Origin of the sequence: Erwinia sp. INIA01 (assembly GCF_025947915.1) — a bacterium.
In the GTDB taxonomy this organism is placed as follows: domain Bacteria; phylum Pseudomonadota; class Gammaproteobacteria; order Enterobacterales; family Enterobacteriaceae; genus Erwinia; species Erwinia coffeiphila.
The window spans coordinates 98,901-117,490 of the sequence record NZ_JAPDNC010000004.1; the positions used below are offsets into that span (position 1 = coordinate 98,901).

General features: G+C 56.0%; 19 protein-coding genes. 11 read left to right on the forward strand and 8 right to left on the reverse strand.

The window, feature by feature from the left end; genetic code table 11:
• Window positions 1-406: 406 nt before the first annotated feature.
• From umuC to OMR58_RS08515, 3 genes are all read right to left on the reverse strand, one after another.
• Entirely contained in the window at window positions 407-1,669 is a 1,263-nt protein-coding gene (umuC, locus tag OMR58_RS08505; RefSeq protein ID WP_264545707.1) for a translesion error-prone DNA polymerase V subunit UmuC, read from the reverse strand.
• On the reverse strand, window positions 1,669-2,091 hold the full coding sequence (gene umuD, locus OMR58_RS08510) for a translesion error-prone DNA polymerase V autoproteolytic subunit (protein WP_200564187.1): 423 nt from the start codon (window positions 2,089-2,091) through the stop codon (window positions 1,669-1,671). Before umuD ends, umuC begins: the two co-directional genes overlap by 1 nt.
• 224 nt (window positions 2,092-2,315) lie before the next feature.
• Complete coding sequence (locus tag OMR58_RS08515) at window positions 2,316-3,209, reverse strand: DMT family transporter (RefSeq protein ID WP_264545708.1); 894 nt, start codon at window positions 3,207-3,209, stop codon at window positions 2,316-2,318.
• Between the two features lie 134 nt (window positions 3,210-3,343).
• On the opposite strand from OMR58_RS08515, the gene OMR58_RS08520 reads away from it, so the two are divergent.
• Complete coding sequence (locus OMR58_RS08520) at window positions 3,344-3,775, forward strand: Lrp/AsnC family transcriptional regulator (RefSeq protein ID WP_239553000.1); 432 nt, start codon at window positions 3,344-3,346, stop codon at window positions 3,773-3,775.
• 137 nt (window positions 3,776-3,912) lie between these two features.
• Here the strand turns inward: OMR58_RS08520 and OMR58_RS08525 are convergent, their stop codons facing one another.
• On the reverse strand, window positions 3,913-4,443 hold the full coding sequence (locus OMR58_RS08525) for a GNAT family N-acetyltransferase (protein WP_264545709.1): 531 nt from the start codon (window positions 4,441-4,443) through the stop codon (window positions 3,913-3,915).
• A 146-nt stretch (window positions 4,444-4,589) separates the two neighbouring features.
• Between OMR58_RS08525 and OMR58_RS08530 the strand changes: the two genes are divergently transcribed.
• Window positions 4,590-4,958, forward strand: a complete 369-nt coding sequence (locus OMR58_RS08530; protein ID WP_264545710.1) for an RND transporter — start codon at window positions 4,590-4,592, stop codon at window positions 4,956-4,958.
• 148 nt (window positions 4,959-5,106) lie between these two features.
• Here OMR58_RS08530 and icd read toward each other — a convergent pair whose 3' ends face one another.
• Window positions 5,107-6,357, reverse strand: coding sequence for an NADP-dependent isocitrate dehydrogenase (gene icd, locus OMR58_RS08535; protein ID WP_105592770.1), 1,251 nt, complete (start codon window positions 6,355-6,357; stop codon window positions 5,107-5,109).
• A 102-nt stretch (window positions 6,358-6,459) separates the two neighbouring features.
• Here icd and rluE point away from each other — a divergent pair, with 102 nt between their 5' ends.
• The 8 genes from rluE to OMR58_RS08575 all read left to right on the forward strand — a co-directional run bounded on the left by rluE (window position 6,460) and on the right by OMR58_RS08575 (window position 14,499).
• Window positions 6,460-7,116 carry a 23S rRNA pseudouridine(2457) synthase RluE gene (gene rluE, locus OMR58_RS08540; protein WP_105592771.1) on the forward strand — a complete coding sequence of 219 codons (657 nt, stop codon included), beginning with the start codon at window positions 6,460-6,462 and terminating at the stop codon, window positions 7,114-7,116.
• A 45-nt stretch (window positions 7,117-7,161) separates the two neighbouring features.
• Window positions 7,162-7,635, forward strand: a complete 474-nt coding sequence (locus OMR58_RS08545; protein WP_105592772.1) for an NUDIX domain-containing protein — start codon at window positions 7,162-7,164, stop codon at window positions 7,633-7,635.
• 188 nt (window positions 7,636-7,823) lie between these two features.
• Window positions 7,824-8,933, forward strand: a complete 1,110-nt coding sequence (mnmA, locus tag OMR58_RS08550; RefSeq protein ID WP_264545711.1) for a tRNA 2-thiouridine(34) synthase MnmA — start codon at window positions 7,824-7,826, stop codon at window positions 8,931-8,933.
• A gap of 36 nt (window positions 8,934-8,969) precedes the next feature.
• On the forward strand, window positions 8,970-9,614 hold the full coding sequence (gene hflD, locus OMR58_RS08555; protein ID WP_105592774.1) for a high frequency lysogenization protein HflD: 645 nt from the start codon (window positions 8,970-8,972) through the stop codon (window positions 9,612-9,614).
• Window positions 9,615-9,643: 29 nt separating this feature from the next.
• Complete coding sequence (purB, locus tag OMR58_RS08560) at window positions 9,644-11,014, forward strand: adenylosuccinate lyase (RefSeq protein WP_200564033.1); 1,371 nt, start codon at window positions 9,644-9,646, stop codon at window positions 11,012-11,014.
• Between the two features lie 119 nt (window positions 11,015-11,133).
• On the forward strand, window positions 11,134-11,802 hold the full coding sequence (phoP, locus tag OMR58_RS08565; protein WP_105592776.1) for a two-component system response regulator PhoP: 669 nt from the start codon (window positions 11,134-11,136) through the stop codon (window positions 11,800-11,802).
• 4 nt (window positions 11,803-11,806) lie between these two features.
• Window positions 11,807-13,279, forward strand: a complete 1,473-nt coding sequence (phoQ, locus tag OMR58_RS08570) for a two-component system sensor histidine kinase PhoQ (protein WP_264545712.1) — start codon at window positions 11,807-11,809, stop codon at window positions 13,277-13,279.
• A 92-nt stretch (window positions 13,280-13,371) separates the two neighbouring features.
• Window positions 13,372-14,499: a ribosomal protein uL16 3-hydroxylase gene (locus OMR58_RS08575; RefSeq protein WP_200564030.1), complete on the forward strand. Its 1,128-nt coding sequence runs from the start codon at window positions 13,372-13,374 to the stop codon at window positions 14,497-14,499.
• A gap of 80 nt (window positions 14,500-14,579) precedes the next feature.
• On the opposite strand, the gene pepT is transcribed toward OMR58_RS08575, so the two are convergent.
• On the reverse strand, window positions 14,580-15,818 hold the full coding sequence (pepT, locus tag OMR58_RS08580) for a peptidase T (RefSeq protein ID WP_264545713.1): 1,239 nt from the start codon (window positions 15,816-15,818) through the stop codon (window positions 14,580-14,582).
• A 90-nt stretch (window positions 15,819-15,908) separates the two neighbouring features.
• Window positions 15,909-16,469, reverse strand: coding sequence for a helix-turn-helix domain-containing protein (locus OMR58_RS08585; RefSeq protein WP_264545714.1), 561 nt, complete (start codon window positions 16,467-16,469; stop codon window positions 15,909-15,911).
• Between the two features lie 99 nt (window positions 16,470-16,568).
• Here OMR58_RS08585 and OMR58_RS08590 point away from each other — a divergent pair, with 99 nt between their 5' ends.
• Entirely contained in the window at window positions 16,569-17,750 is a 1,182-nt protein-coding gene (locus tag OMR58_RS08590) for a benzoate/H(+) symporter BenE family transporter (protein ID WP_105592781.1), read from the forward strand.
• Here OMR58_RS08590 and cobB read toward each other — a convergent pair whose 3' ends face one another.
• Window positions 17,751-18,590: a Sir2 family NAD+-dependent deacetylase gene (gene cobB / locus OMR58_RS08595; protein WP_105592782.1), complete on the reverse strand. Its 840-nt coding sequence runs from the start codon at window positions 18,588-18,590 to the stop codon at window positions 17,751-17,753. It abuts the gene before it with no gap.

An 18,590-nucleotide genomic window follows, 5' to 3' on the forward strand; every position in this document is an offset into this window, starting at 1 on the left:
AATCAGCACGAAATCAACGAATAAGGGGACAAGTACGGCTTAAGAATGTGCATATCGAACAGATGCAGATCAACTGCTGAAATTTATGATGCCCCGCAAAGATAGAAAGGCTTTACGTTGTGGTAGAAAATTCAGGCCGGGAGTTATTTTTATTTTTATATAAATCATAACGTTATAATTTATTTATTTCTTTTAACATTTTTTTGTTAATTAAGAGAAAGATCACACTCACGCTAAAAGAATATTACGGCAGCATGTTTTCTCATTTTTCCTGCCGCCCAAATGTAATCCTATTTTCTCACCCACTGCGGGCGGTGGCGGAAAGTTCAGGCGCTTAATCGAAATTATTCCTGTTGCGGCCAGGCAAGAGAACATCTGAGTAAACTCACTCTCCATAAGTGCCGGATTACTTCGCCATCGGCAGGTCCTGATAGCGGGTGGTATAAGCCGGTGACAGCATTTCGCGCTTCATCGCCCAGGGTTTCTGAATCCCCTGCCCGGCAAACCACAGCGTGCCCCTGCCACTCTGGTTCACGCGGTCGATCACCTGCATCAGTGCCTCGCTGTTCTGCTGCGGTTTGAAATCATCGAACAGATTAAGCTGCGAAACGCCGTGGCTGAAAAAGTCGCCGAGCATCACCCCGGCCTTCATATATCGGTGCCCGTCGCGCCAGATGCGATCGAGTGCATGTATCGCGGCACGAATAATATCCCGGGTATCATTGGACGGCGTCAGCAGCATACTCATCGCCTGATTGCCGTAAAACGGTTCATTCACCGTATGTGGACTGGTGCGAATAAACACCGCAATCTGCCGACAGTACTGCTTTTCTGCCCGCAGTTTTTCCGCCGCGCGCACTGCATAGTTACACACCGCTTCACGCATATCGGCATAGTCAACGATCCGCGAGGAAAACGAACGCGAGCAGAGGATCTGCTGCTTGTTCGGTGCCTGTTCCTCCAGCGCCAGGCACGGTTCACCGCGCAGTTCTCGCACCGTGCGCTCCAGCACCACGTTAAAGTGCTTGCGGATAATCCACGTGCTCTGTTCCGACAGATCTTTTGCGGTAATAATGCCCATCGCATTCAGCTTCTTGCTAATTCGCCGACCCACACCCCACACCTCTTCCACCGGCACCAGCGCCATCAGCTTGCGCTGGCGATCCACGTTCGACAGATCCAGCACGCCGCCGGTCCGCGTCCACGTTTTTGCCGCGTAGTTGGCCAGCTTTGCCAGCGTTTTGGTCTGGGCAATCCCGACGCCCACATTCAGGTGCGTATCGCGCTTCACCGTTTCACGGATCTCGTGCCCGAATTCTTCCAGCACCCGGCAGTTGCGTACGCCGGTCAGATCGATAAATGCCTCATCGATCGAGTACTCCTCTACCGCCGGGGTAATCTCCTCCAGCGTGGTCATCACCCGGAGACTCATATCGGCGTAGAGCGCATAGTTTGAGCTGAACACGCTCACCCGGTGCTGCCGCAGGTGGTCTTTGATTTTAAAATAGGGTTCGCCCATTTTTACGCCGACCGCCTTTGCCTCCGCCGAGCGGGCAATCACGCAGCCGTCGTTGTTGCTCAGCACGCAGACGGGTTTACCCTTCAGATCCGGTCTGAACACCGTTTCGCACGAAGCGTAGAATGAATTTACATCCACGAGGGCAAACATCACTTACCCAGCGTTTTAATCACGTGCTTCACCACGCCGAAGATGTCGAACTGATCAGCATCGGGAATCGGCATAATCGAATAGGCGGAGTTCATCGGCCGCAGGTGCAGATAAGGCCGCAGCATCAGCTGCTTGACGGTGAATTCGCCGTCCAGCGCGGCCACCACAATATCGCCGTGTTCCGCCTTCAGCGAGCTGTCCACCACCAGCATGTCGCCCTCGCCAATTCCACCTTCAATCATCGAATCGCCGCTGACCTTGATAAAGTAGGTTGAGCTGGGGTGGCTCACCAGCAGGTCATTGAGGTCGATGCGCTGCTCAATGTAGTCCTGCGCAGGCGACGGAAAGCCACAGGGCACCCGGCTGATAAACAACGGCAGGTGCAGAATGGCGCGGATTTCTGCGGGCTGATAAAACTTCATGGTTACGACCTCAAAAGTTACTGTATATAAATACAGTAATATTGTTTTACCGCTTTGATCAAGGTCAGAAACAGAAGGTTTTTGTAAAGCGGTTGCTGGAAAAGGGAATTTATTTTGCCTCGGTGTCGGGCTGACGCACCTGCTTCATCACGCGCGGGCATCCGCACTCGAACAACTACGACTAACGTGGAAAGCGATATCGGGGGCCAGCCAGCCCTCCCTGCTTAATCGTTAACCGCACACGGCTGCGCTGGCAGCCGCTTAACACGCATCATCCCGGCTGCCGCCAGCAAAATAGCAGCGGTCCCCGCCATCTGCAACGGATGTAAGCGATGCCCAAAAGCGACGGCATCCACGATAAACGCCACCACCGGGTAGATAAATGAAAGCGCGCCGGTAAGGTGAGTTGGCAGGCGCTGGATCGCGCCGTACAGCAGGATATACATTAATCCGGTATGCACGACGCCCAGTGTCATCAGCAACGACCAGCTGGCGGGCGCAATGGCATCATGGCTTTGCAGCGCAAACGGCAGTAACAGCACCGCTCCCACCAGCACCTGTACCAGCGCAATAAAATGCGGCGGCATTCCACTGAGTTTTTTAGTGATAAGCGCCGCCAGGGCATAGAAAAATGCCGCCCCCAGCGCCAGCAAAATCCCCATCAGATAATCGCTGCTGCTGACAGCGGTATCAGGCCGCGTCTGCACAATCAGCAGTAACCCGGCAAATGACAGCAGCAGCCAGCCCAGCTTCGCCCGCGTCAGGCGTTCGTGCAAAAACAGCGCGCCCAGTCCCACCAGCATAAACGGCTGAGTGTTATACACGGCCGTCGCTATAGAGATGGATGCGCGTGAATAGGCGGCAAACAGTAGTAACCAGTTAACCACGATAGCCACCCCGCCGAGTGCCGCCAGCAGGAGCTGACGCCGGGAGATCCGCCCGTGCCGCAGCAGCCCCATTGCTGCACAGACGGGCAGCAGGGTCAGTGCGCCAAACAGACAGCGCCAGAATACCACTTCGGTTACCGGCCTGCCGGAAAGCGTCACCAGCCAGCCGATGGTGCCGGAAATGATCATCGCCGCCGTCATCTCCAGCGTGCCGCGTGTCGTGTTGTTCATCAGATTTCCCAAATGTGTCGGATCGCGTGGTCAATAATTTACCCGCAACTTCGACAAATTCACCTGCGATAAACAAGGCACTTATGCAAAAATACCTGTGTTAAAAAGGTAAAAACGGAGAAAAACTGATGGCCCTGGATGATATCGATCGCCGCCTGCTCGCGCTGTTACAAACCGATGCCCGGACGCCGATTAAAGCGCTGGCTGAACAGATCGGCCTTTCCGCTCCCGCCGCGGCCGAACGGCTGCGACGTCTGGAAGATCGCGGTGTAATTCGTGCTTTTACCGTCGAGGTGGATGCGCACGCGCTGGGCTACTCGCTGCAGGCCATCGTCCGCATCAAGCCGCTGCCGGGAAAACTGCATGAGGTGCAGAAACTGCTGGAAGCCATTCCTGAACTTGCGGAATGTGACAAAGTGACGGGCGACGACTGCTTTATCGCACGCCTGCATCTGCGTTCCATCGAGCATCTGGATTTTATTCTGGATCGCATCACCGATAAGGCAGAAACCAACAGCGCGATTGTGAAGTCTCAGCCGGTTAAGCGGCGGTTACCGGGGTATTGAAGCGTGGCCGACTGGCATCGGACTGCACGTTCAGCGTAAAGGTCCAGCCCAGAATAGGATAACTTTCCGGTCTGAAATTGAGATTTTTGATAACTTTTTTTGATAACTGTTTATATGCCAGCCAACAAAAACGAACATTATTGTTTATCCCATTCGGCGTGGGTCAGTGTAAACAGCATGCTGGCGGGCGCATTTTTCACATCATGAATGTCCCGTACATATCTGAGTCCGGCATTCGTCAGGACTTTCTGCGATGCCAGGTGATTTGCTCTTACTGTGGCAGATATATCAGGTAGTTTGATTTCACCAAACCCATAGCTGACCGCATAGTTAGCAAACTCTGTCGCCAGGCCTTTTCCCCACGACTCCGTGGAGAAGCGATATCCCAGGCTATTGATAGAAATATCAGCATAACTGCGGATGTTTAACCCGCCAAAACCGATAATTCTTTCGGGATTATCCTTTAGCGAGATAGCCCAACTTCCGAAAGCGTAATCTTCCCAGTGTTTAAGCCATCGAGCCAAAACACCACGGGCATAATCAATATCAGGATACGGTCCTGCAGGATTAAACGTATTTGTGGCAGGGTCGCCATAAATTCTGAAAAGGTCATCTGCGTCTGAGCTGATTACGGGGCGAAGATGCAGTCGAGAGGGAGTTATCGGCAAAATGTTTCCTGGGTTTTTGATTCATTCAACGAATTATCTTGCTGTTTTTATAACCAGAATCCTTCAGCTTCACAACAGGTTACATACAGCATCACAAACTTATAAGAACTTATGCTGTGATAATCTTTTCAAAACGAGCTGAAAAAATGAGAAAAATTATTGTCTTGTCGCTGGTATCTGCTTTGGCGTCATTCACTCACTTCGCGCAGGCTACTGACTGCGAACCTAATGATCTGGGTGGCTATTCTTGTTTAAATGACGATGGTTCAACCAGCGACAGCATGCCGAATGAGATGGGTGGTACTGATACGATTTCCAGCAAAGGGGGCTTTACCAGTACGGATTCAGGTGATGACGAAGCCGATGCTGAGCTTGATGGTTCATCACTCAACTCAGCCAACGATTCAGCAAGTATGAATACGAATGATGCCTTAAAAGGCAGAGACTGGAATGCGCCATCCAATATTAATGACGGTGCGGCAACGTCCAGCCTGGACATGACAAATCATCAGTGAACAGGTATTCATGCAATGTGGCTAGCTGAATCGACGTTCCTGAAACTTTGGATTCATTAGTTGGCGACATATATAAAAATCAGTCCATAAGCACAACAAAAACGGGGGCCAACCTGGCCCCCGTCTCTACAATCATCAACAGCACATATTACATGTGGCTGATCATTGCATCACCAAACTCTGAAGATTTCAGCAGTTTAGCGCCGTCCATCAGACGCTCGAAGTCATAGGTCACGGTTTTGGCGTTAATTGCGCCTTCCATGCCTTTAACGATCAGGTCTGCGGCTTCGAACCATTCCATATGGCGCAACATCATTTCTGCGGACAGGATTACGGAACCTGGGTTCACTTTATCCTGGCCTGCGTACTTAGGTGCAGTACCGTGGGTGGCTTCGAACAGTGCGCATTCGTCACCGATGTTTGCGCCCGGAGCAATGCCGATACCGCCAACCTGTGCCGCCAGGGCATCAGAGATGTAGTCACCGTTCAGGTTCATACAGGCAATAACGTCGTACTCGGCTGGACGCAGCAGGATCTGCTGCAGGAACGCATCGGCGATCACGTCTTTGATAACGATCTCTTTGCCGGTGTTCGGGTTCTTGATTTTCACCCACGGGCCGCCGTCGATCAGCTCGCCGCCGAACTCTTCGCGTGCCAGAGCATAGCCCCAGTCCTTGAAAGCGCCTTCGGTGAACTTCATGATGTTGCCTTTGTGAACCAGGGTTACAGAATCACGGTCGTTAGTGATTGCGTATTCGATGGCAGCACGAACCAGACGCTTAGTACCGGCTTCAGAGCACGGCTTAACGCCGATACCGCACTGCTCAGGGAAGCGAATTTTCTTCACGCCCATTTCATCACGCAGGAACTTGATCACTTTATCCGCTTCCGGCGTGCCCGCTTTCCATTCGATACCGGCATAGATATCTTCGGAGTTTTCGCGGAAGATCACCATATCGGTGTCTTCAGGGCGTTTAACCGGGCTTGGCGTGCCGGTGTAGTAACGAACCGGGCGCAGGCAGATGTAGAGGTCAAGCTGCTGACGCAGCGCAACGTTCAGGGAACGAATACCACCGCCGACTGGGGTAGTCAGTGGGCCTTTGATAGCCACGCGGTATTCTTTAATCAGATCGAGGGTTTCCTGCGGCAGCCAAACGTCCTGGCCGTAGAGCTCTACCGATTTCTCACCGGTGTAAATTTCCATCCAGGAAATTTTACGCTCACCGTTATAAGCCTTCTGCACAGCGGCGTCGACAACTTTGATCATCACTGGAGAAACGTCCACACCAATGCCATCACCTTCGATGAATGGGATGATTGGATTGTTTGGTACGTTCAGTTTTCCCTTTTCCAGGGTGATTTTCTGACCTTCCGCCGGAACAACTACTTTGCTTTCCATTAACCTCTCCTTCGAGCGCTTTTTTTGTTAATGACTTGTAAGATGCGCGTCAATACTACTTGAATATTGACTCCGCGCCAATCATCTCAGGATTGCGGTATAATGCGCTTATTGTTTCTAAGTGCAAAGACCATGCGAAAATCTTCTGTTAGCCCTCACCGCGTTAAGCGGAACAGCCCGCGCCAGGCCGCTAAACCCGTCGATAAAGGGCCGCGCTCGGTGATTTTATTTAACAAACCGTTCGATGTTCTGCCCCAGTTCAGCGACGAGTCCGGGCGGCGCACGTTGAAAGATTATGTGCCGCAAACGGGTGTTTATGCGGCTGGTCGGCTGGATCGCGACAGCGAAGGACTGATGGTGCTGACCAACGACGGTGCGCTACAGGCCAAACTGACCCAGCCGGGAAAACGTACCGGAAAGGTCTATTTTGTTCAGGTTGAGGGTGAACCCGCTGAAAGTGACCTGCTGCCGTTTCGCCACGGCTTAACGCTGAAGGATGGCCCCACCCTGCCCGCCCGGATTGAACGGGTTGCTGAACCCGACTGGCTTTGGCAGCGCGAGCCGCCGATCCGCGAGCGGAAGTCGATCCCCACCAGCTGGTTGAAGATCACCCTGTTTGAGGGGCGTAACCGCCAGGTACGGCGAATGACCGCCCATATCGGTTTCCCCACCCTGCGTTTAATTCGTTTTTCGATGGGCACGCTACAGTTAGAGGGACTGGCCCCGGGCGAATGGCGCGATATCAGCCATCTGATCTGACTCTGCGCGTGGAAGCCGCACGCCGTTAACTTTAAGGAGCTACTCATGTTCAAACCGCACGTGACCGTCGCCACCGTCGTTCAGGCCGAAGGACAATTTCTGGTTGTTGAAGAACGGGTACGCGGCCGCGCCACCTGGAACCAGCCGGCAGGCCATCTGGAGGCCAATGAAACGCTGCTACAGGCCGCCGCGCGCGAGCTGTCGGAAGAGACCGGTATCGAAGCCGTGCCGCAGGCGTTTCTCGGTATGCACCAGTGGATTGCACCGGACAACACGCCGTTTCTGCGCTTTCTGTTTTGCCTCGATCTGCCTGCTATCGTTGAAACCTACCCGCAGGACCGCGACATCGATCGCTGCTGGTGGCTGCCGCCGGAAGAGATCCTGACGTCGAAAAAACTGCGCTCGCCGCTGGTGGCCGAAAGTCTGCGGGTTTATCAGCACGGCCCGCGCTATCCGCTGTCGATCCTCAGCGCCTTCCAGTGGCCGTTTAGCGAGGATGCGCCCGCCGCCGGTGCATGATAGAATGCTGCCGCAATTTTATCAGAGTCGCCTTTAACGACTCCTGGTGCCCGAAAATCCCCCAATACGGTAAAGCGGCAGTTTTTAGTATCGCGCCGGACCGATCCCGGTCTGCGACTGCGACAGATCAAAACCGCCGGTGCGCTCGGGTTTGGGGATAAGGGTAAAAACTTTAAAGTCAGGTAATTATGTCTAACAGCCAGAAAAAAGTGATCGTCGGGATGTCCGGCGGCGTTGACTCCTCCGTTTCCGCCTGGTTACTGCAGCAGCAGGGCTATCAGGTTGAAGGCCTGTTTATGAAAAACTGGGAAGAGGACGATGGCGAAGAGTACTGCACCGCAGCAGACGATCTCGCCGACGCGCAGGCCGTCTGCGATAAGCTCGGCATCTATTTACACACGGTAAACTTTGCCGCCGAATACTGGGATAACGTCTTCGAGCACTTCCTCGCGGAGTACAAAGCGGGCCGCACGCCCAACCCGGATATTCTGTGTAATAAAGAGATCAAATTTAAAGCCTTCCTTGAGTTTGCCGCCGAAGATCTCGGGGCGGACTATATCGCCACCGGCCACTACGTGCGCCGTGCCGACGTTGACGGCAGAAGCCGTCTGCTGCGCGGCCTGGATGGCAACAAAGATCAGAGCTACTTCCTCTATACGCTGGGCACCGATCAGATCGCGCAAAGCCTGTTCCCGGTGGGCGAGCTGGAAAAACCGGAAGTACGCCGCATCGCAGAACAGCTGGAGCTGATTACCGCGAAGAAGAAAGATTCCACCGGCATCTGCTTTATCGGCGAGCGCAAATTTACCGAGTTCCTTGCCCGCTACCTGCCCGCACAGCCGGGTCCGATCGTTACCGTGGCCGGGGACACCGTCGGTCAGCATCAGGGGCTGATGTATCATACGCTCGGCCAGCGCAAAGGGCTGGGCATTGGCGGCACCAAAGATCACAGCGAACAGCCGTGGTACGTGGTGGATAAAGACGTGGCGAATAATGTGCTGATCGTCGCCCAGGGCCACGATCACCCACGCCTGATGTCGGTCGGGCTGATCGCCCAACAGCTGCACTGGGTGGATCGCGAAGTGCTTCGCGCCCCGCTGCGCTGCGTGGTGAAAACCCGCTACCGTCAGGAAGATATTCCGTGCACCATCACGCCGATCGACGATGAGCGCATAGAGGTTCGTTTCGACGAGCCGGTCGCAGCGGTAACGCCGGGCCAGTCAGCGGTATTTTATCTTGATGAAGTCTGCCTCGGCGGCGGCATTATTGAACAGCGTCTGCCTCTGGTAAGTGCCTGATACAGACGACGCGCAGGGAAGACAACAGGAGTCATCGTGGCGAAGAACTATTATGATATTACCCTGGCACTGGCCGGTATTTGCCAGTCCGCTCACCTGGTGCAGCAATTGGCGCACCAGGGCCAGTGTCCGCCGGAGGCGCTAAAGGTCTCGCTGAACAGCCTGCTGGATCTGAATCCCTCCTCCACGCTGGCGGTATTTGGCGACGATGAAGCCAACCTGCGCTTTGGTCTGGAAACCCTGCAGGCGGTGCTGAACAGCAACAGCCGTCAGGGGCTGGGCGCGGAGCTGACGCGCTATACCCTGAGCCTGATGGTGCTGGAGCGCAAGCTGAACGGCAACAAGGATGCGATGAACGAGCTGTCGCGGCGCATTGCGCAGCTCGATCGCCAGCTGGCGCACTATGGCCTGGAGTCTGATACCTTAGTCAGCGCCATGGCCGGGATTTATGTGGATGTGATAAGCCCGCTCGGGCCGCGTATTCAGGTCACCGGTTCCCCGGCGATCCTGCAGAATACGCAGGTGCAGAGCAAAGTTCGTGCGGCGCTGCTGGCGGGTATCCGCGCAGCGGTGCTGTGGCAGCAGGTTGGCGGTGGCCGCCTGCAGCTGATGTTTTCCCGTGGCCGTCTTGTTAACGAGGCGAAAGCGATTCTGGCCCGCCTGAACGGGACACCAACCTGATTTTTTTAACCGATCCTGGAGCAGCAACAATGGAATTATCCTCTCTGACCGCCGTCTCACCTGTTGATGGTCGTTATGGCGACAAAGTCAGCCCACTGCGTGGCATTTTCAGCGAATTCGGTCTGCTGAAATTCCGCGTTGAGGTTGAAGTTCGCTGGTTACAAAAACTGGCCTCCAACGCTGCGATCAAGGAAGTTCCTGCATTTGACGCCGACGCAAACGCTTTCCTTGATGCTATTGTCGCCGGATTCAGCGAAGAAGACGCCGCGCGCATCAAAACCATCGAGCGCACCACCAACCACGACGTAAAAGCGGTTGAATACTTCCTGAAAGAGAAAGTGGAGAGCGTGCCTGCCCTGCATGCCGTGTCTGAGTTTATCCACTTCGCCTGTACCTCAGAAGATATCAACAACCTGTCCCACGCGCTGATGCTGGATACCGCGCGCCGCGACGTGATTGTGCCTTACTGGAATAAAATCATCGCCGCGGTGAAGGATCTCGCCGTGCAGTACCGCGATATTCCGCTGCTTTCCCGTACCCACGGCCAGCCGGCAACCCCGTCAACGCTGGGCAAAGAGATGGCCAACGTCGCTTACCGCTTCGAGCGCCAGCTGCGTCAGCTGGAGCGCATTGAAGTGCTGGGTAAAATCAACGGTGCGGTCGGTAACTATAACGCCCACATCGCCGCCTACCCGGAAGTGGACTGGCATCAGCTGAGCGAAGAGTTTGTCACCTCGCTGGGCATCACCTGGAACCCGTACACCACGCAGATCGAGCCGCACGACTACATCGCCGAACTGTTTGACTGCATGGCCCGCTTTAACACCATTCTGATCGACTTCGATCGCGACGTCTGGGGTTACATCGCGCTGAACCACTTCAAACAGAAAACCATCGCCGGTGAAATCGGTTCTTCCACCATGCCGCACAAGGTGAACCCGATCGACTTCGAAAACTCCGAAGGTAACCTCGGCCTGGCCAACGCCGTCATGCAGCATCTGGCCAGCAAACTGCCGGTGTCCCGCTGGCAGCGCGACCTGACCGACTCCACCGTGCTGCGTAACCTCGGCGTGGGCGTGGGCTATGCGCTGATCGCCTATCAGGCGACGCTGAAAGGCATCTCCAAGCTGGAAGTGAACCGTGACCGTCTGCTGGACGAGCTGGATCACAACTGGGAAGTGCTGGCTGAGCCGATCCAGACCGTGATGCGCCGCTACGGCATTGAGAAGCCGTATGAGAAGCTGAAAGAGCTAACTCGCGGCAAGCGCGTTGATGCCGAAGGCATGAAGACGTTTATCGATGGCCTGGCCCTGCCGGAAGAAGAAAAAACCCGTCTGAAGCAGATGACGCCGGCCAACTACATCGGCCGCGCTATCCAGATGGTTGATGACCTGAAATAATCCCCCGCCGGGCCGGCGCTAGTCGGCCCGCGTTAACCTGCGGTTTATTTGCTTTCTCCTATACTTCTGACAGTTTATGCTGCGTCTCAATGCAGTTCGAATCGATTAAGGATTAGGTTATGCGTGTGTTAGTCGTCGAAGATAACCCTCTGTTGCGTCATCATCTTGCCGTTCAGCTGCGCGAGATGGGTCATCAGGTGGATGCTGCGGAAGGCGCAAAAGAAGCGGATTATTTTCTCAATGAGCATACGCCGGACATTACGCTCGTCGATCTCGGCCTGCCGGATGAAGACGGCATGGCGATGATCCGCCGCTGGCGCAGCCAGGAAGTGCGTCAGCCGATTCTGGTGCTGACCGCCCGCGATGGCTGGCAGGCAAAAGTTGAAGCACTGGAAGCCGGTGCCGATGACTACGTCACCAAGCCTTTCCATATTGAGGAAGTGGTTGCCCGTATGCAGGCACTGATGCGCCGTAACAGCGGCCTGGCCTCGCAGATTATTACCCTGCTGCCGTTCCAAATCGATCTCTCCCGCCGTGAGCTGACGATTAACGAACAGCAGATCAAGCTAACCGCCTTTGAATACACCATTATTGAAACGCTGATCCGCAACGTCGGTAAAGTGGTCAGCAAAGATTCGCTGATGCTGCAGCTGTATCCCGATGCTGAACTGCGTGAAAGCCACACCATTGACGTCCTGATGGGGCGCCTGCGTAAGAAGATCCAGGCAGAGCACCCGCAGGATGTGATTACCACGGTGCGCGGTCAGGGCTACCGTTTCGATCTCTGACGTGATGACGCTGCTACGGAAGATATTCCGCCGGAAAAAACCGCTGTCGCTGCGCGTGCGCTTCCTGCTGGCGACCGCCGCCGTAGTGCTGACCATGTCGCTCTCCTACGGCATGGTGGCGGTGATCGGCTACGTGGTGAGCTTTGATAAAAATACCTATCGCGTGCTGCGCAGCGAGAGCAATCTGTTCTTTACCCTCGCCCAGTGGCAAAACAACCGCCTGACCATCGTGCAGCCGGAGCGGATGTCGCTGAACTTTCCGGCGCTGGTGTTTATTTATGACAATCGCGGCAAGCTGCTATGGCAGCAGCGCGACGTGCCCGAAATTCGCAGTAAAATTCGCCGCGAATGGCTGAACAAGTCCGATTTTTACGAGATTGACACCAACAACTACACCAGCCGCAAGGTGCTGAGTAACGATCGCGATGCGCAGAATAAACTCAGCGCCTACGACGATGACGGCAATGACACCTTCACCCACTCGGTGGCGGTAAACCGCTACGAGGCGACCGTCAATCTTCCGGAGCTGACCATCGTGGTGGTGGATTCTATTCCGCAGGAGTTACAGCATTCCGACGTTGTCTGGTCGTGGTTCAGCTATGTGCTGCTGGCGAATCTGCTGTTGATTATTCCGCTGCTGTGGCTGGCGGCGCACTGGAGCCTGCGCCCCATTGGCTCGCTGGCAGGCCAGGTGCGCGAGCTGGAAAACGGCGTGCGGGAAACGCTCGACCCGGCGCCGCCGCAGGAGTTAAAAGGGCTGGTACGCAACCTCAACATGTTGCTGGATAACGAACGGCAGCGCTACACCCGCTATCGCACTACGCTCAGCGATTTAACTCACAGCCTGAAAACGCCGCTGGCGGTGTTGCAGACGACGCTGCGTTCGCTGCGCGGCGGCCGCAATCTGTCGATAGAGCAGGCAGAGCCGATTATGCTGGAGCAGATCAGCCGTATCTCGCAGCAGATTGGCTACTACCTGCATCGCGCCAGTATGCAGGCCGACCACCATGCCCTGAAGCGTGACCTGCACTCGGTGCCTGCCCTGCTCGACAGCCTGTGTTCGGCGCTGAACAAGGTGTATCAACGCAAAGGCGTGGTGCTGACGCTGGATATCTCCCCGGAGCTGATCTTCGTCGGCGAGCAGAACGATTTTATGGAAGTGATGGGCAACGTGCTGGATAACGCCTGCAAATACTGCCTGGAGTTTGTTGAAGTGACCGCCAGCCAGACCGATAACCAGCTGCAGCTGATCGTGGAAGATGACGGCCCCGGCATCCCGGAAAATAAACGCGACCTGGTCTTTGTTCGCGGTCAGCGGGCCGATACGCTGCGGCCGGGCCAGGGTCTGGGCCTTGGCCTGGCGCGTGAAATTCTGGAGCAGTACGCCGGGAACATCAGCGCCAGCAGCAGCCAGCTTGGCGGGGCGCGGATGGAGATTGTGTTTCGTCGCCAGGAACTGCTGCACAAGGATGAGTAAACTGCTTATGCGCAGACATTTGAGCGAGACGTTACACAGTCAGGCCCGCGCGCTGTTATAATCGATCCACTTTTGCGCTTCAGGAAACCCTCATGGATTATCAACTCGATCTCGACTGGCCCGATTTTATTCAGCGCTACTGGCAAAAACGGCCGGTAGTGCTTAAGCGCGGTTTCAAAAATTTCGTCGACCCGATCTCTCCCGATGAGCTGGCCGGGCTGGCAATGGAAAATGAGGTGGACAGCCGCCTCGTCAGCCACCAGAACGGCAAATGGCAGGTCGGGCACGGCCCGTTCGAAAGCTATGATCATCTGGGCGAAAATAACTGGTCGCTGCTGGTGCAGGCGGTCGATCACTGGCACGAACCTTCTGCTGCGCTGATGCGCCCTTTCCGCTTCCTTCCCGACTGGCGTACCGACGATCTGATGATCTCGTTCTCGGTGCCGGGCGGCGGCGTGGGTCCGCATTTCGATCAGTATGATGTGTTTATCATTCAGGGAACCGGCCGCCGCCGCTGGCGCGTGGGTGAGAAAACCGAGCTGAAGCAGCACTGTCCGCACCCGGATCTACTGCAAGTTGAGCCGTTTGACGCCATCATCGATGAAGAGATGGAGCCGGGCGATATTCTGTATATTCCACCGGGATTCCCGCACGAGGGCTATTCGCTGGAAAACGCCCTTAACTACTCCGTGGGCTTCCGTGCACCGAGCGGGCGTGAGCTGATCAGCGGCTTTGCCGATCACGTTCTGTCCCGTGAACTGGGCAGCTATCGCTTCAGCGATCCGGACGTGCAGCCGCGCGAAAACCCGGCAGAAATCCTGCCTGCCGAGCTGGCGGGTATCCGTCAGATGATGCTGGACGTTATCGACCAGCCGAACCAGTTTAATCAGTGGTTTGGCGAGTTTATTTCGCAGTCGCGCCACGAGCTGGATATCGCGCCACCGGAGCCACCGTATCAGCCTGATGAAATCTACGACGCGCTTCAGCAGGGCGACTCGCTTTCACGCCTCGGCGGTCTGCGCGTGGTTTCGATCGGTGATGCGGTATTCATCAACGGTGAACAGCTTGAATCCCCGCACCGCGCAGCGCTTACCGCACTGGCCAATCAGCTGACGCTGAACCAGGAAGCGCTTGGCGAAGCCCTGGACGATCCGTCATTCCTCGCCCAGCTGGCTGCGCTGGTCAACAGCGGCTACTGGTACTTCGGCGACGAAGAGTAAGACGCCTGAGAGCGGATGCCGTGAATAACGCGGCATCCGCCCTTTCGACTGCGGTACAGAGTCACAGAATCAACGCATTTTCAGGTGGATGCCTTCGCCTGCTCCGCCGTCAGTGTGGCAATCCGTTCGATAACCTGCACCGCTTTCTCCATATTATCCAGCGACGCAAACTCATGCCTGCCGTGGTAGTTATAGCCGCCGGTAAACAGATTCGGGCAGGGCAGCCCCATATAGGAGAGCTGTGAGCCGTCGGTCCCGCCGCGAATCGGCTTCACCAGCGGGTTAATATCGCAGTCGCGCATCGCCTGGAGTGCCAGGTCAATACTTTGCGGGCAGGCTTCCACCTTCTCGCGCATATTAAAATAGCTGTCCTCAATCACCAGCTCAATCAACGCCGAGTGCGGCAGAGACTGCTGTATCCGCTGCGCAATATCCTGCATCAGCGTTTTACGCCGGGCAAAGCTCTCGCGGTCAAAATCGCGGATGATGTAGTGCATCTCCGCCCGGTCGACCGCGCCCTTAATCCCGTGCAGATGATAGAAACCTTCGTAACCGGCGGTTTTTTCCGGCACTTCCTCTGGCGGCAGCGCCTGGTGGAAGCGCGTGGCCAGATCGAGCGCGTTGACCATCACGCCTTTGGCCGTACCGGGATGCACGTTATTACCGGTGATTTTTACCGTCACCGATGCGGCGTTGAAATTCTCATACTCAAACTCCCCCAGGCCACTGCCGTCAACGGTGTAGGCCCAGTCGGCGCCAAAGGCCGCTACGTCAAAGAAGTGCACGCCTTTACCAATTTCTTCGTCGGGAGTGAACGCCACGCGGATCTCGCCGTGCGGACGTTTGCCCTCAATCAGCCTCGCCAGCGCGGTCATGATCTCCGCTATACCGGCTTTATCATCAGCACCCAGCAGGGTTTTACCGTCGGTGGTGATCAGCGTATGGCCGTGCAGCTCGTGCAGAACCGGGAACATCACCGGCGAGAGAATTTCATCGCCAATTCCTAATGCAATATCGCCACCGCGATAGTTTTCAATGACCTGCGGTGAGACGTTTTTACCGGCGAAATCCGGCGACGTATCAACGTGGGAAATAAAGCCAATCACCGGCACCGGCCAGCTCACCGTTGATGGCAGCGTAGCCATCACAATTCCGTGCTCACTGCAGCTGATATCACGCAGCCCCAAATCGTGTAATTCTTCGCAAAGCCGATCCGCCAGGCGCAACTGCCCTTCCGTACTGGGGACCTGACGAACGTTACCTTTAGATTGCGTATCCACAGCTACATAGTTTAAGAAGCGATCGAGTAATTTATTCATCTGTCGTCCCTCTGAATGCCAGTAATGATTATCATCATTAGGAAACCCATACATATTGTTTCAGGTCAGTTTAGTGTGCGGCGAAGGCCATTAGCGGTGTGGGTAATGAATTAAATTATAAAAACGCACCGGCTGCGCGCCGCCGTTGCGATAGGCATGGGGCCGATCGGCCTCGAACCGCAGTGCGTCACCGGTAGCAATCACTTGCCAGACATCGGCAACCCGCAGCTCCAGCTGCCCCTCAATGACAATAGCATGTTCAATCACCCCCGCTTCGTGGGGAGCAGACTCGCTTACGGCACCGGGCGCCAGTTCGATGACCAGCATCTCGAATCCGGTCGCAGCATCAAACGGGAACAGCGTCTGCACCTGCATCGCCAGATTAGGCTGACGAAATGCGGGTAATCCCTTCTGCTGTCTGGGGGCATCATGCGGCGTATCCGGGCCGTCAATAAACAGGGAAAACGGCAGGTTAAAGCCGGTGGCAATTTTCCACAGCGTAGCAATCGTCGGGCTGGATTCCGCACGCTCTATCTGCCCCAGCATCGCCTTGCTCACGCCAGTGACTTCGGCAGCCTGGCTTAAACTCCACCCGCGCAGGCCACGCTGGGTTTTCAGCGTATGCGCCAGATGATTTTGCAGATCGTCCACACTTTTCCCTCCTGTTAACAGGGCGAGTATATCCGCTTGTACGTTATAACGCACGATGCTAACTTGTGCGTTATAACGCACACTAATTCGGAACCTGCAATGCGCCCGCCCCTTTCAATACGCTATCTTACTCTCCCGGCGCTGATTGCCGGATTTGTTGCCGTGCTGGTGGGCTATACCAGCTCCGCCGCCATTATCTTCCAGGCCGCCGGAGCCGCCGGAGCCACGCCGCAGCAAACCGGCGGCTGGCTGACCATGCTGGGTCTGGGTATGGGTATCACTACCCTGACGCTTTCACTGTGGTACCGCACGCCGATTCTGACTGCCTGGTCGACGCCGGGCGCGGCGCTGCTGGTGACCAGCCTGCCGGGCACCCCGATTAATGAAGCCATTGGCATTTTTATCTTCGCTTCGGCGCTGATTGTGTTCTGCGGCGTTACCGGACTGTTTGCGCGGCTGATGAATCATATTCCGCTGGCGATTTCCAGCGCCATGCTGGCCGGTATCCTGCTGCGCTTCGGCATTGACGCCTTTGGCGCTTTACAGGTGAATTTCGCCCTCAGCGGGACAATGTGCCTGGTTTATCTGCTAACCCGCCGCTTTACGCCGCGCTACGCCATCGTACTGACGCTGTTCGCGGGGCTGGCGGTGGCCGCGATGCAGGGAAATATCCACGTTAGCGGCGGCCAGAGTATGGTGATGCCCGAATTTATTGCTCCGCACTTCACGCTATCCAGCCTGCTGGGCATTGGCATTCCGTTCTTTGTGGTCACCATGGCGTCGCAGAACGCCCCAGGTATCGCCACGCTCAAAGCCGCGGGCTATCAGGTGCCGATCTCGCCGCTGATTGCCTGGACCGGTGCCACGGCGCTGATCCTCGCCCCGTTCGGGGGATTTACCTTCTGCATTGCGGCAATAACCGCGGCGATTTGCATGGGACCGGAAATCCACAGCGATCCGCAGCGTCGCTACATGGCGGCGGCGGCGGCGGGCGTGTTTTACATTATTGCCGGGATTTTTGGCGGAGCCATCAGCGGGCTGTTCACCGCGCTACCGCTGGCGCTGATCCATACCATTGCCGGCCTGGCGCTGCTGGGCACGATTGCCGGCAGTCTGCAGCGGGCGCTGAGCGATGAGAAACAGCGGGACGCCGCAGTAATCACCTTTCTGATTACCGCTTCGGGCGTCACGCTGGTGGGGGTGGGTTCCGCATTCTGGGGACTCTGCGGCGGCGTTATCGCCCATCTGATTTTTTCGTTGCCAAAACGTAAAGCGGCTTAATCACGCCTGGCGTCCAAGATTACTCAGCAGCCCGCGTACCCAGGCGGGCACCACTTCACTGGCGAGGCCGTAGTTCTTCTCGTCAAACTCACTGCCAACCTGGCTTGGCTCCAGGTTCAGCTCAACGGTATGCGCGCCCTGTAAACGGGCCTCATGCACAAACCCCGCTGCCGGGTAGACGTGCCCGGAAGTGCCGATCGCCACAAAATAATCCGCATCGGCCAGCGCCTGATAAATCTCATCCATTTGCAGCGGCATTTCGCCAAACCAGACAATATGCGGACGCAGAACCGCAGGGAACTGGCAGCAGTGGCAGCGGTCATCAGGCTTGACGTCTTCGGTCCAGTGCAGGATCTGGCCGCTGCCGGTGCAGCGCACCTTCAGCAGTTCACCGTGCATATGGATGATATTGCGGCTTCCCGCACGTTCGTGCAGATTATCGATGTTCTGTGTCACCAGCAGGAAATGGTCACCCAGCACGGCTTCCAGCTCGGCCAGTGCGGCATGAGCGGCGTTCGGTCTGACCTCCGGCTGCTGTAGCTGGCTGCGGCGCGCATTATAAAACGCCTGTACCCGCTGCGGGTTACGCGCAAAGCCTTCCGGTGTGGCGACATCTTCTACTTTATGCTCTTCCCACAGACCGTCCGCCGCGCGGAAGGTGCGAATACCGGACTCCGCAGAGATCCCCGCACCGGTCAGCACTACCACGCGCGGCAGCGGCTGACGTGAAATTTCGAGATTACGATCGCGCTCAAAAATACGCTGACGAAAGCGCTGATGAACCTGACGGCGGTTTTTTTTGTAGCGGGCCAGTCGTAAGCGACGGCGGGGTGTGCGCAT

Coding starts and splice junctions, on each gene's coding strand:
- OMR58_RS08545 (WP_105592772.1), top strand. CDS start 7,162: ATGTTCAAACCGCACGTGACCGTCGCCACCGTCGTTCAGGCCGAAGGA.
- mnmA (WP_264545711.1), top strand. CDS start 7,824: ATGTCTAACAGCCAGAAAAAAGTGATCGTCGGGATGTCCGGCGGCGTT.
- cobB (WP_105592782.1), bottom strand. CDS start 18,590: ATGCGCACACCCCGCCGTCGCTTACGACTGGCCCGCTACAAAAAAAAC.
- icd (WP_105592770.1), bottom strand. CDS start 6,357: ATGGAAAGCAAAGTAGTTGTTCCGGCGGAAGGTCAGAAAATCACCCTG.
- purB (WP_200564033.1), top strand. CDS start 9,644: ATGGAATTATCCTCTCTGACCGCCGTCTCACCTGTTGATGGTCGTTAT.
- rluE (WP_105592771.1), top strand. CDS start 6,460: ATGCGCTTATTGTTTCTAAGTGCAAAGACCATGCGAAAATCTTCTGTT.
- phoQ (WP_264545712.1), top strand. CDS start 11,807: ATGACGCTGCTACGGAAGATATTCCGCCGGAAAAAACCGCTGTCGCTG.
- OMR58_RS08575 (WP_200564030.1), top strand. CDS start 13,372: ATGGATTATCAACTCGATCTCGACTGGCCCGATTTTATTCAGCGCTAC.
- umuC (WP_264545707.1), bottom strand. CDS start 1,669: ATGTTTGCCCTCGTGGATGTAAATTCATTCTACGCTTCGTGCGAAACG.
- pepT (WP_264545713.1), bottom strand. CDS start 15,818: ATGAATAAATTACTCGATCGCTTCTTAAACTATGTAGCTGTGGATACG.
- OMR58_RS08530 (WP_264545710.1), top strand. CDS start 4,590: ATGAGAAAAATTATTGTCTTGTCGCTGGTATCTGCTTTGGCGTCATTC.
- phoP (WP_105592776.1), top strand. CDS start 11,134: ATGCGTGTGTTAGTCGTCGAAGATAACCCTCTGTTGCGTCATCATCTT.
- umuD (WP_200564187.1), bottom strand. CDS start 2,091: ATGAAGTTTTATCAGCCCGCAGAAATCCGCGCCATTCTGCACCTGCCG.
- OMR58_RS08590 (WP_105592781.1), top strand. CDS start 16,569: ATGCGCCCGCCCCTTTCAATACGCTATCTTACTCTCCCGGCGCTGATT.
- OMR58_RS08515 (WP_264545708.1), bottom strand. CDS start 3,209: ATGAACAACACGACACGCGGCACGCTGGAGATGACGGCGGCGATGATC.